This window comes from Paenibacillus pseudetheri (assembly GCF_924513355.1).
In the GTDB taxonomy this organism is placed as follows: domain Bacteria; phylum Bacillota; class Bacilli; order Paenibacillales; family Paenibacillaceae; genus Paenibacillus_AQ; species Paenibacillus_AQ pseudetheri.
Map to the genome: position 1 here is coordinate 13567 of NZ_CAKMAB010000046.1, position 13211 is coordinate 26777.

12 protein-coding genes are annotated in these 13211 nt (G+C 46.0%); 3 read left to right on the forward strand and 9 right to left on the reverse strand.

The window, feature by feature from the left end; genetic code table 11:
- Positions 1 to 291: 291 nt before the first annotated feature.
- The 4 genes from L1028_RS26815 to pdxR form a co-directional block, all read right to left on the reverse strand.
- Positions 292 to 1287: an ABC transporter substrate-binding protein gene (locus L1028_RS26815; RefSeq protein ID WP_234541008.1), complete on the reverse strand. Its 996-nt coding sequence runs from the start codon at positions 1285 to 1287 to the stop codon at positions 292 to 294.
- Between the two features lie 348 nt (positions 1288 to 1635).
- Complete coding sequence (gpmA, locus tag L1028_RS26820; protein WP_234541009.1) at positions 1636 to 2379, reverse strand: 2,3-diphosphoglycerate-dependent phosphoglycerate mutase; 744 nt, start codon at positions 2377 to 2379, stop codon at positions 1636 to 1638.
- A gap of 474 nt (positions 2380 to 2853) precedes the next feature.
- Positions 2854 to 3639 (reverse strand): helix-turn-helix domain-containing protein, encoded by a 786-nt coding sequence (locus L1028_RS26825; RefSeq protein ID WP_234541010.1) that lies wholly within the window; start codon positions 3637 to 3639, stop codon positions 2854 to 2856.
- A 294-nt stretch (positions 3640 to 3933) separates the two neighbouring features.
- Positions 3934 to 5439, reverse strand: coding sequence for a MocR-like pyridoxine biosynthesis transcription factor PdxR (pdxR, locus tag L1028_RS26830; RefSeq protein WP_234541011.1), 1506 nt, complete (start codon positions 5437 to 5439; stop codon positions 3934 to 3936).
- Positions 5440 to 5582: 143 nt separating this feature from the next.
- Here pdxR and L1028_RS26835 point away from each other — a divergent pair, with 143 nt between their 5' ends.
- From L1028_RS26835 to L1028_RS26845, 3 genes are all read left to right on the forward strand, one after another.
- Positions 5583 to 6200, forward strand: coding sequence for a pyridoxamine 5'-phosphate oxidase family protein (locus L1028_RS26835; RefSeq protein ID WP_234541012.1), 618 nt, complete (start codon positions 5583 to 5585; stop codon positions 6198 to 6200).
- 179 nt (positions 6201 to 6379) lie between these two features.
- Positions 6380 to 7681 (forward strand): aminotransferase class I/II-fold pyridoxal phosphate-dependent enzyme, encoded by a 1302-nt coding sequence (locus L1028_RS26840; RefSeq protein ID WP_234541013.1) that lies wholly within the window; start codon positions 6380 to 6382, stop codon positions 7679 to 7681.
- Between the two features lie 147 nt (positions 7682 to 7828).
- Positions 7829 to 7942, forward strand: a complete 114-nt coding sequence (locus L1028_RS26845) for a YjcZ family sporulation protein (RefSeq protein ID WP_234541014.1) — start codon at positions 7829 to 7831, stop codon at positions 7940 to 7942.
- A gap of 209 nt (positions 7943 to 8151) precedes the next feature.
- Here the strand turns inward: L1028_RS26845 and L1028_RS26850 are convergent, their stop codons facing one another.
- The 5 genes from L1028_RS26850 to L1028_RS26870 all read right to left on the reverse strand — a co-directional run bounded on the left by L1028_RS26850 (position 8152) and on the right by L1028_RS26870 (position 12977).
- Entirely contained in the window at positions 8152 to 9372 is a 1221-nt protein-coding gene (locus tag L1028_RS26850) for an ABC transporter permease (RefSeq protein ID WP_234541015.1), read from the reverse strand.
- Between the two features lies 1 nt (position 9373).
- On the reverse strand, positions 9374 to 10120 hold the full coding sequence (locus L1028_RS26855; RefSeq protein WP_234541016.1) for an ABC transporter ATP-binding protein: 747 nt from the start codon (positions 10118 to 10120) through the stop codon (positions 9374 to 9376).
- A complete protein-coding gene (locus tag L1028_RS26860; protein WP_234541017.1) occupies positions 10117 to 11619 on the reverse strand; it encodes a DEAD/DEAH box helicase in 1503 nt (500 codons plus the stop codon). The genes L1028_RS26855 and L1028_RS26860 overlap by 4 nt, the downstream gene beginning before the upstream one ends.
- 97 nt (positions 11620 to 11716) lie before the next feature.
- Positions 11717 to 12493, reverse strand: a complete 777-nt coding sequence (locus L1028_RS26865) for an SDR family NAD(P)-dependent oxidoreductase (protein WP_234541018.1) — start codon at positions 12491 to 12493, stop codon at positions 11717 to 11719.
- 28 nt (positions 12494 to 12521) lie between these two features.
- Positions 12522 to 12977 carry a chemotaxis protein CheX gene (locus L1028_RS26870; protein WP_042130872.1) on the reverse strand — a complete coding sequence of 152 codons (456 nt, stop codon included), beginning with the start codon at positions 12975 to 12977 and terminating at the stop codon, positions 12522 to 12524.
- Positions 12978 to 13211 lie beyond the last annotated feature (234 nt).

The window sequence follows — 13211 nt, forward strand, 5'->3', positions numbered from 1 at the left end:
TCCTCCTTTACTTTTTGAACTCACATTGAATACTATCATCAGAATTATCATCCTAACATAGAAAATCCTCATTGATTTATTGAATATACTCATGTATCACAGAATTAAGTTTTTCCAAAGCACTAAAAAGGCCCACTCGGCCGATAGCTAAACTTATAACCCGCAGTTAAGATGGAGCCATTATAAAACAGCAGCTAAATTAAAATAGCAGGGTGAATCAGCATCGCTCAAGGCCGATTCACCCTGCTATAAAAACCAAATGCAAGTTCGTGAACTTTCGTTGAAGTAGAATTATTTTGCAGATAAAAGACTCTCAGTAATGTAATTTAACTGCGCTTCAAGCGTAACGGGATCACTATATGTATCAGCCGTTGGGTCCAGTTGGAATACGTTGCCTGCTTTTACGGCAGGAAGATGCTTCCATAAGGGGTTGTCATAGACGATTTTCGGATCGCTCGTATCGCCAGTCCATGGGCATGTGAATACAATATCACCAGCAAATTGAGGTAGCTTCTCAAGGGAGATTGTTGCCCAACCAGTGCCGCTGTCTATAGCTTCTTTCTGCGCTTCAGGAGGTGCTTTCAGTCCAAATTCATTATAAATAATTTCTCCACCACGCCCATAGCTGTGACCGAATACGAATAGTCCACCGGAAAACGGATTTAGGATAGAAACAGTTTTGTCACCTACAGCTGCTAATACCTTAGGCTTCAATTCGTTGATTTTTTTGTTCCATTGTTCGACCCAAGCTTTAGCTTCGTCTTCTTTCCCCGTTAATGTACCGAAATCAAGCATTTGATCTTTGATAGTTTTTGCACCGTATTGAATGGCTACTACTGGAGCTATTTCGGCCAGCTTGTCGAGTCCTTCCATTCCGGAGAATACAACAATAAGATCAGGGTTCAGCTCTAAAATCTGTTCAAGAGATGGTTCATCCCCAAGGCCTTGGACGCCTTCCAGCATTCCTTCAAAGTAGGGACTGTTTAAGACACCATTCATAACACCAACCGGCTTGATACCTAACGCCAAGAAGTATCCAGTGTCGAAGGAGGTTAAATCGACAATCCGCTTCGGATGTCTGGGTATTTGAATATCTCCATTACTTGCTCGATATGTAACCATGTCCACTTCGCTGGATGAGTCATTGCTATTTGATGAAGATGCAGCACTCTCTGTCCCATCTACTGAGGAGGTGCTATGCTCAACTGCTTGTCCGCAAGCTGCTAGCAGTAACGATATAACCAAAGTAAACACAAGCAATAGATAAGTTTTTGGAGATTTAAACAAAATAAATTCACTCCAATCGACATATTATATAATGATACTGATAATCATTATCAATATAACTATATAGGATTATTCTATTCTTGGCAATGGAGAATGCGTTAACATCTATTGCATTTACCTTTTGAACACCTACTATCTGAAGATTGAAAGTTATAAGACCGTTTCTAGAGAACAATTATAGATAACAAGAATAATATATAACAAAAATTAACTCCACCACCAATTCACTAAAATAATTCATAAAAACCCCTTTCCTCTTAAAAACACACTAAAAATAAAAGAACAGCCCGCACGGCTGCCCCTTAATTTTTTCAAGTCATTATCTGCTCTTTACACCTGCTACGCCTATTACACATGTCCCTGCTTAGCAACATCACGCGCCTTGGCGGTAACCTGTTCCGGATCGCCTAAATAAAAGCGGCTGATTGGATTAATGTTCTCATCCAGTTTGTACACGAGTGGTACTCCTGTAGGAATATTGAGTTCTAGCAGTGCTGCCTCATCAATATCTTCCATAAATTTGATCAACGCTCGCAGTGTATTACCATGGGCTGAAATGAGCACCCGTTCCTTTTTACGCACAAGGGGGACGATGCGGTTTCTCCAGAAATCACCCACACGATGAACAGTATCTTCCAGACTCTCGCCTCGCGGAATATCCTCCGGACGAACACTGCTATAACGAATATCGTTTCTGGCATACCGAGGATCATTAAGCTCCAGCAGCGGGGGCCGAACCGATAAGCTTCGTCGCCAGAGATGCAATTGCTCTTCACCGTATTTTATCGCCGTTTCACTTTTGCTAAGTCCCTGAAGTGCACCATAATGCCGTTCATTCAGCTTCCAGGACTTTTGCACAGGAATCCACAGCAGATCCATTTCATCGAGAATATAGTTGAGTGTTTTGATCGATCGTTTCAGTACTGATGCAAAAGCCAGATCAAACGTATATCCTTCATCTTTCAAAAGCTTGCCAGCAGCCTTAGCCTCTTGAATACCCTTCTCGGTTAAATCCGGATCACTCCAACCCGTAAACAAATTCTGCACATTGTACTGGCTTTCACCATGACGTATTAGTACGATTTCGTACATTTTATCTCTCCTCCCACCTATAGCTCTGGAAATTCTGTTACTTCATGCAATAACTCACCGTGATAATCTTTAGTATGGGCGTTTTTTCGCCAATTGAATGTAAGGTATGCAACAGAATGCAAAATTACCCTCACAGGAGTTTATTCTATTGTATCAAATATACATTCTTATATTTCAAAAAAACCGGAAGCCTGTTGGCCCCGGTTATTTAAAGTCTCTGGTCATATCCAGCGATTGTATACCTGTTTGCTCAATTTAGAACCAGCTATCTATGGCAAAAGCACTCGATTGTTTTAATCTTCTCAAACGGTTTCTAAAAAGCCCTGCGCCTCCACTTTTACAATCGGTGTTGCAGATTCGGCGTCTGATCATCATCCCATGCGTTTCCCCTTCCAAGAGGTTATGTAAATTCTCTGTAAACGAAACTGCAAAGTATTTACCCTTGGATGAAATAACTGAAACAACGAATGGAAATCAGCGGATCTCAGATGGACTTTTTCCGGTATACTGCTTGAACTGGCGGCTGAAAAAGAAAATGTCACGGTACCCAAGTGCATCCGCTACCTCAGTAACATTCATTCCAGCGTAGAGCAGCAAATGTTGAGCACGCTCAATCCGGGCTCGAATGACATAAGATTGAACGGAAGAGCCAGTAAGCTCCTTAAACTTAATTGAGAAATACCGCGGCGACAGCCCTGCACGTGCAGCAAGATCCTCTACGCGATGCGAAATCCCGGGATGTTGGCTCACATAGTTTGCTATTTCGTGAATAATCTCTGTTAAATGGTTGCTAGCATAACGTTCTACAGGCTTCACTCGGTCCTCCCTAAGCAGATGAATCATTAGTTGCTTTAGAACAAGCTGCCCTTCTTCCTCAGCCGCGTACGTATCCACTAGGAACAGCCGGACGTAACGAGCAAGCAGATGCTCAAATTCAACGGTTTCTGCAAGTACGCGATAGGGCAGCGGAACATCCGTCACCTCTCCGGTGACATCAAAATGAATATATGTAAGGACAAACGGTCTTTGCGGATTATGAGTTGCGCTTGTATGGTCACCCGGACGGAATAAGAAGCAGCTCCCCTTGCCCACTTGGAAGGGTTCCCCGTTACGTATAACCGTCCCTTCCCCGCTCCATACATAGAATAAATCATAATTTTGCAGCGACTTCTCTCTTTTTTGCCATTTCCAGCTTGGTTCGCACACAATCTTCGCCAAGGCAGGTAATATAACAAAAGAGGATGGCGATGCGTGCAGCATAACGTTCCCTCCCAAAAGTTTTGTTAGCATAATCTACTTGAGTTACTTCGCAAAACTCACTTCGTAAGCATTCACACAGTTTTGTTAGCATAATCTACTTTGAGTTACTCCGCAAAACTTGCTTCGTAAGCATCCGCTTTGTTTTGTTAGCATAATCTAATTGAGTTACTTCGCAAAACTCACTTCGTAAGCATTCACTTCGTTTTGTTAGCATAATCTAATTGAGTTACTTCGCAAAACTTGCATCGTTAGCATTCACTTCGTTTTGCTTCCCATCCCCACCATCATACCTTGTCATGTTGCACTTTGTACATCTTCCCACGCCAAAATCAGGCGCTTTATTCCTTCCTCCAGCTCCCCAGCATTCAGATGGGCAAAAGCAAAACATGCGGCTAGCTCCCCCGGCGAAACTTGATATAACGCCGCATCTCTGAAATCCGTGCCGCACCTGCGCGCTGCCGCCCGGAATGCCACGAACTCTTCTTTACTGCGTAGCCACCGCGCATATACTTGCAGCCCCGCATCGCCAGGCAGCAGCTCGAACAGCTCATTAAGCTGTTCCGACAACATCGTCCTAAGGAAGCGTCCGCGTTCACCATAAATGCGGGTCATCCGACGCAGGTGACGGCCATAGCCGCCGGTATTCATAAACCGTGCCAATGCCCGCTGTTCCAGCAGTCCGACTGGTAAAGGCTCATATAGTGCCTTGGCGGCGATCGTCGGCTTCACCAGAGAGGGTGGCAACACTGCAAAGCCAAGCCGAAGGCTAGAGAACATCGTGTTTGAGAAGGAGCCGATATACACGACCCGCTCTCCGCGATCTAGCGCTTTTAATGGCTCTATTGGACGTCCCGACCACCGAAACTCACTGTCATAATCATCTTCAATGATTACCGCTTCATGTCGCTGTGCCCATTCCAGTAAGATTCGCCTCCGTTCCAAAGGCAGCACCACACCTGTAGGAAATTGACGACTTGGTGTAACAAACAACAGACGCGCATCCCAATCCTCCGGAATTAGACCGCTATCATCCAGCTTTCCTACCAGCAGTCGTCCCCTATTGATCTCTACCGCACGGCGAATCCCATGAAAGCCCGGATCCTCTACGACCGCTGAACCCTCTGCATCCAGCAGAAGCTGTGTCAAAATTACAATTCCTTGCATCGAGCCGCTAAACAATACGATATGCTCTGCATCGGCACGAATCCCGCGGGTAATCCGCAGATGCGCAGCGATAGCTTTGCGAAGCCCTTCATCTCCTTCGGGGGGACAAGTGCTTTGCAGCAATCCGCCTTCCTTTCCTCCAGCATACGTTAGCGCGCTGCGCCATTCGGCGTAAGGAAAATGCTCCATCCGCATACCACCGCTAAGGAAGCTTACAACATTCCTGCTACGCTGCTCATACATGGGTGTAGGGTGCGCGAGAAGTCGTTCTCCCCATGCCGAAAGCGGGATCGTTCTCTCAGATGCAGGGCCTCCCCCAGCAGCATCTGCCACCTTACCCAAAGTCACATTTTCACGCTTATTATCTTCAGAAGCTGAAACAAAGCTTTCTTTTGATACGAATGTCCCCCGTCCAGTCACCGTCCTTACATAACCATCAGCGAGCAACATTTCATACACCTGCGAGACCGATCCGCGCGACAAGTCATAGTGCATAGCCAGACTTCGTGTAGACGGCAGCCGAGTGCCACCCGGGAGAGTTCCCTCCAATATTCCAGCGCGAAGTGCATGATATAACGCTAAATATTTGTAGCGGTGTATCGTCAGATATTGATCGAATGCCAGCGTAATGTTCATTGTTTCCCTCCTTGGCCAGCAAGTGGTCCATTAAAAACTATCTTAAGTGGTCCTTTTTAATTGTCAATCACTCTACTATTCTTGAAAGAGCATCTACAATCGGAGCAAATGCTCTACACAATAAGAAAAAGGACGTGAACCCTATGCGCAGAAAAGAATTTCAAGTAGATCAGGAGGAAGAATTGGTCTCTTTTCTAGAAGGAATGAGCTTTGGTTTTCTCGGGACAAGCGATGAACAGGGGCTACCGCGGGTGACACCGCTGAATTTTGTATATATAGGTGGGTGTTTCTATTTCCACGGCAGTCATGCTGGTGGCAAAATGAAGGCGATCCTCAATCAGCAGAAGGTCTGCTTTACCGTAGCGGATGAGTATGCACTAATCCCGTCATATTTTAGCGATCCAGAGATGGCCTGCCCAGCAACCGCGTATTTTAAAAGTGTTACCGCCTTTGGCACAGCCGAGCCCGTCGAAGACATTAGTGAAAAAGCCATCGTACTCTCCTTATTTATGAAAAAACTCCAGCCCGAGGGTGGCTATAATCAGATAGATGCAGAGGACCCTAAATATCGTCCCCGTCTAAAGGGAGTCGCGGTTGTACGCATTACCCCAGATGAGATCACGGCGAAGTTTAAGTTTGGGCAGAATCTAAAAAAAGAAGAACGTTCTGGGGTCATTTCCGGCCTATCTGAAAGAAATCATCCACGTGATGAAGAAACCATTGAAATGATGAAGAAATACTGCCCCTACCACTCCGAATAATAGATACGGATAAACCAGTTTCTCGTACAAAATAAGCACTACGTATAGTGTAAAACTTAAACTTCCTTAAATTTTTAAAAAACGTATCTTTCCAAGTGACGGTTGCAGGCGGCGGTGATATAATGTTAGGCAATGTTAACAGTATGTTATCCCCAAAGAACCCTGGAAGGATGAAACTGATGAATCCACTTGCTGGACAATTAAACGAAAGTATCAAAGCAGGAAATGAACATGTGTATGATATGCTCTCTACACTTGGCAAAGAGATTTACTTCCCAAAAGAGGGCATCCTGAGCCAATCCGCTGAAGCAGGAGCTCACGCCAAGAAATATAACGCGACCATCGGTATTGCTACTGAAGGTGGCGTGCCTATGCACCTCGGCGTCATCCAGGATAAACTCTCCGCTTACAGCCCTAAGGATCTTTATAGTTACGCCCCTCCGGCAGGTAAACCAGAGCTGCGTACTGTATGGCGTGAAAAGATGCTGCGCGAAAATCCATCGCTAGAAGATAAAACCATCAGCAATCCTGTTGTAACCAACGCCCTGACTCATGGGCTTAGCATTGTCGCTGACCTCTTCGCTGAGCCAGGTGACGCTATCATCTACCCAGATAAGAACTGGGAAAACTATGAACTAACCTTCGGAATTCGCCGCCATGGGGAAATCGTTAACTATCCGCTTTTCACAGAAGAAATGACCTTTAACAGTGCGGGTCTTGAAGAAGCGCTACTAGCTCAAAAAGAACGCGGAAAAGCGATCGTTCTGCTTAACTTCCCTAACAATCCTACAGGGTATACTCCAGGGATTAAGGAAGGCGATGAAATCGTCGCAGCTATCCTTCGTGCGGCTGAGGAAGGCATTAACGTGGTTGTCGTAAGTGATGATGCCTACTTCGGACTGTTCTTTGAAGACTCACTAAAGGAATCATTGTTCGGTAAGCTTGCCCATCTGCACCCACGTGTGCTTCCAATCAAAATTGACGGTGCGACCAAAGAAGAATTCGTCTGGGGCTTCCGTGTTGGCTTCATCACTTATGCCTCGGAGGACAAGGATTTGCTGGGTGCATTGGAGCAAAAAACATTAGGCATCATTCGCGCCACTATTTCCAGCGGTGCACACCCATCACAGACCTTCGTACTGGATGCACTGAAATCTCCACAATTCGAAGAACAGAAGGAAGAGAAGTTCCAAATCATGAAGGGCCGTGCGAATAAAGTAAAAGCGCTGCTCGATAGCGGCAAATACGGTGATGATGTATGGACGTATTATCCTTTTAACTCCGGCTACTTTATGTGTCTCAAGCTTCACACCGTTTCGGCTGAAGCCCTTCGGCTTCACCTGATCCATAATTACGGACTGGGCACTATCGCTCTCGGTGAAACAGATCTGCGTATTGCTTTCTCTTGTATTGAGGAAGAACAGCTTGAAGATCTATTTGATCTTGTATACACAGGCGTTCGCGATTTGGAAAAAGCTTAACAAATCTTTCATATTCCCTATAATCAGCTCCGCTTCTGCGGGGCTGATTTTTTCTGGACGCCTCCGGCATTGGCCTATACATGCTTCTCTCTCCACACATACAATACGATGTACACAAGTACAACACACACCGAAAGGGGAATGAACATGAGCGAAGAAGTTAGAGGCGGACACGGATGCTGCAGTCCATTCACAAGCACTGGCGCCATTCTGGTTCTCTTTATCCTGCTGGTTATCATCAGCCGTTCACTCTTTGTCTAACTAGAGATGACAGTCTCGGGAGAGAGCCTTGAGCTCTTTCCCATTTCTCTTGGTACACCTCATTTCCCACAAGTGGGGCTTTGCTTCGATGCGTGCTCAGGTACTTTGCGGGGCCCCAAATATATATTTTCTTATACGTGAAAAAAAAGCTCTCTCATCCGTAGAATTCTCTACTTTTGAGAAAGCCTTTTTTATTTTGAAATAATCTCTTACAAATCCTCGTCAACCATCCGTGCCGCTTTACGGGACAAGTATCCCTTAAACAGAAAGGATACCAGAACCCCTGCAACAAATGTACCAATCACTGGTAGTAGACGGTTGCCTATAGAAGCTAAGAAAGGTAAACCAAGAATTAGTGCCACTACCAGATGCGCGCGGAATACAAATCGGGTTGTGTTATCCGCCTTACTGCCTTCAGGAAAGGGATACACTGTCAGCCAAAAAGACTCACTATGCAATTTGCGGAGTGCCGACAATTGTACGCCAATAATGAACAGGAAGAACAAATAGATGCCGGTACCGAAGTAACTGTCACGGTTCAACCAATTCAGCAGCAAAGCCAGCACCGAAATCCGCATAATGATTCCAAAGATATCTCCTCGGGCGAAGCTTTTGGTCAGCAGATAGCGGTAAGCCGTATCCTTACGCCAAGGGAGCCGAGCCCCCCATTTGGAAAGATAACGACGAGGATATACCCGTTGCTCACGGCCCGGTACATCCACGAACCAACCCAGAACCATCAGCGCGCGTCCACCTTGATTCTTTTCCATAGTGATAAGTCTTTCCCAAGGCACGGCGTGACGTGCAGGTACAGACAGTGCAACCAGATAGGCTGCTGCTAATAGCACCATAAATATTAGACTTCGGCCGGTAGGCTGCCATAACCAAGCGGCAATAATTAAACCGCCTACCGCCCAGCGCAAGAAAGTAAATACCCCGGCCATAGGACGAGACAGCATAGCTATCTCTTTCCATAAGCCATAACTCGCGATTAGCTTCACAGCTATCAGAATCAATATTGTAAATAAAAGTCGCTTAGGAGAGTCATCTGTACGTATGTACAACGGCCAAAGAGTAATGAGTACAAATAACAATCGAATAATCTTCCATACATTTCCACTGACCCACGAAGGTGCAAAATATTCCTTCATCCGGTGACCTTGAGGCAGTAGAAAAATCGTATCTGGAGTCTGCAAATAGGTTCGGAAGCTGCTATGCACTGCCGCAGGCAGCAGTATTGCAAGCATAATCCAACGAATGGGAATACCTTCAGGTACATTCTGTAACAGTGATGTATACCAGGCTGAGAAGACAATCAACACAAAGAGGAAGACCATAGCTACGCCGCTTTGAATGATATATCCCACATAAGGAAGCATGCTTCCCATGAATCGACCTCGCCGCGTGCGCCGCAGCTCTTTCAAATCCATATTATTTCCCTCCCTGAACCAGCTCGTAGAACAGCTGCTCCAAAGTCAGCCCCTGTAGTCCAGTGGTTGCCGCAATTTCTTCCAGCGTTCCCTGAGCAATCACCTTACCTTTATGCAGCACAATAAAGCGGTCGCAATAATTCTCAATGGTAGAAAGAATATGAGAGCTGAGCAGAATAGAAGATCCTGACTTTTTCAGATCCATCATGAAATCAAGCAACGAGCGAATGCCTAACGGATCTAGCCCTAAAAAAGGCTCATCGATTACATATAACGCTGGCCGCGCCACGAAAGCACACATGATCATGACCTTCTGCTTCATCCCTTTGGATAGATGGGTCGACAATGTGTCCATCTTATCTTCCATATGGAACAGCTTGGCTAGATGTAAGCTGCGGGTTTCGTAATCTTTTTGTTCTACCCCATATGCTCTTGCTGTGAATTCAACATGCTCACGTACCGTCATCTCGTCATACAGAAGAGGCGATTCTGGCACAAAAGTCAAAGCATTGTGATATCCGATAGGATCTTCAGCACGAGCCTTTCCCTTTACTGTGATATCGCCCTTATGGGGCGACATCAATCCTAGGATATGCTTCATGGTCGTGCTTTTTCCTGCTCCATTTAAACCAATCAAACCAACCATTTCGCCAGGCTGCACCTGAAGTGCAATATCATGCAGCACCGGCTTATTCAGGCTGTATCCACCACTGAGGCCCGTAATTTGCAATACGGGAGAATTATTCATTGACCGTCACCTCTCGGAGTTTTGTCTTTCAACCACTTTGGTGCTCCTTTATTCTTACGGTTCTTCTCACGTTCCGCATTGCTGCTGCGTTTACTCCGTGCAGGAGTAGCATCTCCACGCCCGCCTGCAGAAGGATTCACACTACGCTGAGAATCGCGCTGTGGTTCTACGCTTGCCTCACTTGTCTGGATCGTAGCCAGTCTTTTAACAGGTTGCTGCTCTTTGCTGGTTGTAGACGGCTGAGTTCCTGCATTCCCGGATGTACGCGCCTGTGGCTTGCTGCTACGCGGAGAAGAAGCATCGCGCCGTTGTCCGCTGCTCTCATTTCGTCCCCGTCCATTATTCAAAGCGTTGCGCGCTTCTTCTGCTGCTAGCGCTTTGCCACCGACCATTTCCCGCGCTTCAAGGGCAATATCCAGTTCACGCGCAAATTTACGCATAATAAAGGTCTGCTGCTCTGTCACAATCGTTACGGATAATCCGCGTTTTCCCATCCGCCCCGTACGACCCGCACGGTGTACATAATGCTCGGAATCAAAGGCAGGATCAAAGCTAACTACCAGTGACAAATTCTCAATATCCAGTCCTCTGGCGGCTACATCACTGGCGACAAGCACGCGGAATTTCCCTTCACGGAAACGTGACAATACATTACTGCGCGTTACTTTATCAGCATCCCCGTAAAGTGCGGCTGCGGTTAATCCAAGATGGTTTAGCTTAGCCTCTACCTCTGCAATATCATCAGTCGCATTCACGAACACAATCGCCTTATCTGGATTGTAATGACGGATGACCCGACGCAGCATATCTATTTTGTTGCGTTCTTCCGTTACAACGTAATGATGCTCTAAACTCTCTGCTGTCATGACACCAGGAGCAATTCCAACCTCTGCCGGGTTCTTCATTTCACGATTTGCCAAGGCTTTCGTCTCCGGACCAATTGTCGCAGACAGCATAACGAGCTGGCGTGAACGCAGTGCACTGCTAACAATTTTCGTTACCTCTCCGGCCCCGCTTAGCTGAAACATTTGGTCCGCTTCATCTAGAACAATCGTGCTGACTTCATGCATTTTTAACTTGCGAAGCCCAATCAATTCGCGAATCCGGCCAGGGGTTCCCACGACAAGCTGTGGATGCTCACGCAGTTTGTCAATCTGGCGTTTGATGGCTGCCCCGCCAATAAGACCCATGACTCGAATCCCACGGTGTTCGCCATAACGTTCCGCCTCACGTAAGATTTGCATCGCCAGCTCCTGTGTAGGGGCGAGCACCAGCTTTTGGACCACCTTCTGCTCTGGGTTGATCGTTTGAAGCAGAGGCAACAGATAGGCCAAGGTCTTACCCGTTCCAGTCTGGGAAGCAGCAATAACATCTCTTCCCTCCAGCAGAAGTGGAATCGTCTGCTCTTGTACCGGGGATGGAGCGTTAATACCGAATTCCGACAATCGGTTAGCGAGGTCTTCCTGAATGCCGATAGCCGCAAAAGAAGCTTTATTCATAAGTGTAATTCATCCTTTTCGCTTGAGATAATATCTTCATTATATGCCAAAAAGGCCTCTCCACCAAATGGAAGGCCAATAATGCTGACGGCAGGCTCTATTTTCTGTTCATCGCATTATAAGTAAGCTTGTCCGCCAGACGAGGAAACAGACCGTACAGCCGAATACCAAGCCCTGCAAGACCCGGTAGATCAATCTCTTCTTTGCCAGTTTCCATGACCTTTACGATCTTGGAGGAGACATGTTCTGGTGTCATCATCATCCGAGCTACGCTCTTTTCATAATTACCGGAAGGGTCAGCCGTTTTGAAGAAATCAGTGGCAATGGGGCCCGGGTTCACAGCCGAAACGATAATACCGCTCTTCCGCAGCTCCTGACGGAGTGCATTCGTGAATCCGAGAACAGCATGCTTGGTGGCTGTATAGGCTACCGATTTGGCTGTACCGATCTTCCCTGCCATAGAAGCCACATTTATGATCTGGCCACTTCCCCGCTCTAACATATGAGGAACAACAGCCTTCGTACAGCGAACAATCCCCATATAGTTAACATCCATCATATCATCAAACTCATGAGGTTCCATCTCTGTAAAAGCGGCGAATTTACCGTACCCAGCATTATTTAGCAAAATATCAATTCTGCCGTAAGTCGCCAAAATTTGAGCAAAGGTCTCTTGCACACCGTCGGCATCTGTTACATCGCATGTATACAGTCCAAAAACGCCCGGAATACCGGCCGCCGTTTCTTTCAACTTCGCTTCGGAACGTGCCACAAGGATTGGAATTGCACCTTGCTTACTAACCATTTGTGCGGTTAATGCACCAATACCGCTGGATGCTCCTGTAATCACAACAACCTTATCTTTAAGTACCATAAAAAGTATTTCAGCTCCTAACTCTTGCCTAAGAGATCATCACCTGAATATCCATCTCTCCAACCCCATCCATCAACAATGGAATACTAAGTGCTCTGCGAGGCAAAAAAGACATGCTCTCAAGCTTCATAATTTGGGGAGGACTTATATCCACTGAAACTCCCTGATTATATAGAATCGTACTAGCATTTCCACTGATCATATTGCCCAGCTCTGAAATTGCACTCTGACCCATCTCATCCATCTCCGTAATCACATAGCCGCCCATCATAATCGATACCATTCGCAAGGCTACCTGCTCTGCGATACCAAATATAATATTTCCGCTCAGCTGGCCTGTCATTCCCACTTGAATCCATATATGATTATCGATCAGTTCAATTTCTTTGATGCCTAAATTCCCAGTGGAAGGCGAGACCTGAATCACTTGTTCTATAACTGTCCGTGCAGATTCTAAAAACGGATTAATTACTTCTGCTTTCATGAAAGTCCTGTCTCCCCCTATATCGTGCTTTAGTCATATACCAAAAGTCCCAAGTAATATGGATTTATTATACTTTATATATCGGCACAATTCAGCAAAAATTAATGTACATGTCGAATTCGAACCCCAGTTTGTTTATGTTGCAACATTGCTCTGTCGGGTATTATCTCCTATAATTTAAATCAAATGCCAACATGGAACGTAATATTTCACCCCATCACTTTCATATTTGCT

Bases quoted from the DNA above. Each gene is read 5' to 3' on its own strand.
- gpmA (WP_234541009.1), bottom strand. From the start codon at position 2,379: ATGTACGAAATCGTACTAATACGTCATGGTGAAAGCCAGTACAATGTG.
- L1028_RS26825 (WP_234541010.1), bottom strand. From the start codon at position 3,639: ATGCTGCACGCATCGCCATCCTCTTTTGTTATATTACCTGCCTTGGCG.
- pdxR (WP_234541011.1), bottom strand. From the start codon at position 5,439: ATGAACATTACGCTGGCATTCGATCAATATCTGACGATACACCGCTAC.
- L1028_RS26835 (WP_234541012.1), top strand. From the start codon at position 5,583: ATGCGCAGAAAAGAATTTCAAGTAGATCAGGAGGAAGAATTGGTCTCT.
- L1028_RS26840 (WP_234541013.1), top strand. From the start codon at position 6,380: ATGAATCCACTTGCTGGACAATTAAACGAAAGTATCAAAGCAGGAAAT.
- L1028_RS26845 (WP_234541014.1), top strand. From the start codon at position 7,829: ATGAGCGAAGAAGTTAGAGGCGGACACGGATGCTGCAGTCCATTCACA.
- L1028_RS26850 (WP_234541015.1), bottom strand. From the start codon at position 9,372: ATGGATTTGAAAGAGCTGCGGCGCACGCGGCGAGGTCGATTCATGGGA.
- L1028_RS26855 (WP_234541016.1), bottom strand. From the start codon at position 10,120: ATGAATAATTCTCCCGTATTGCAAATTACGGGCCTCAGTGGTGGATAC.
- L1028_RS26860 (WP_234541017.1), bottom strand. From the start codon at position 11,619: ATGAATAAAGCTTCTTTTGCGGCTATCGGCATTCAGGAAGACCTCGCT.
- L1028_RS26865 (WP_234541018.1), bottom strand. From the start codon at position 12,493: ATGGTACTTAAAGATAAGGTTGTTGTGATTACAGGAGCATCCAGCGGT.
- L1028_RS26870 (WP_042130872.1), bottom strand. From the start codon at position 12,977: ATGAAAGCAGAAGTAATTAATCCGTTTTTAGAATCTGCACGGACAGTT.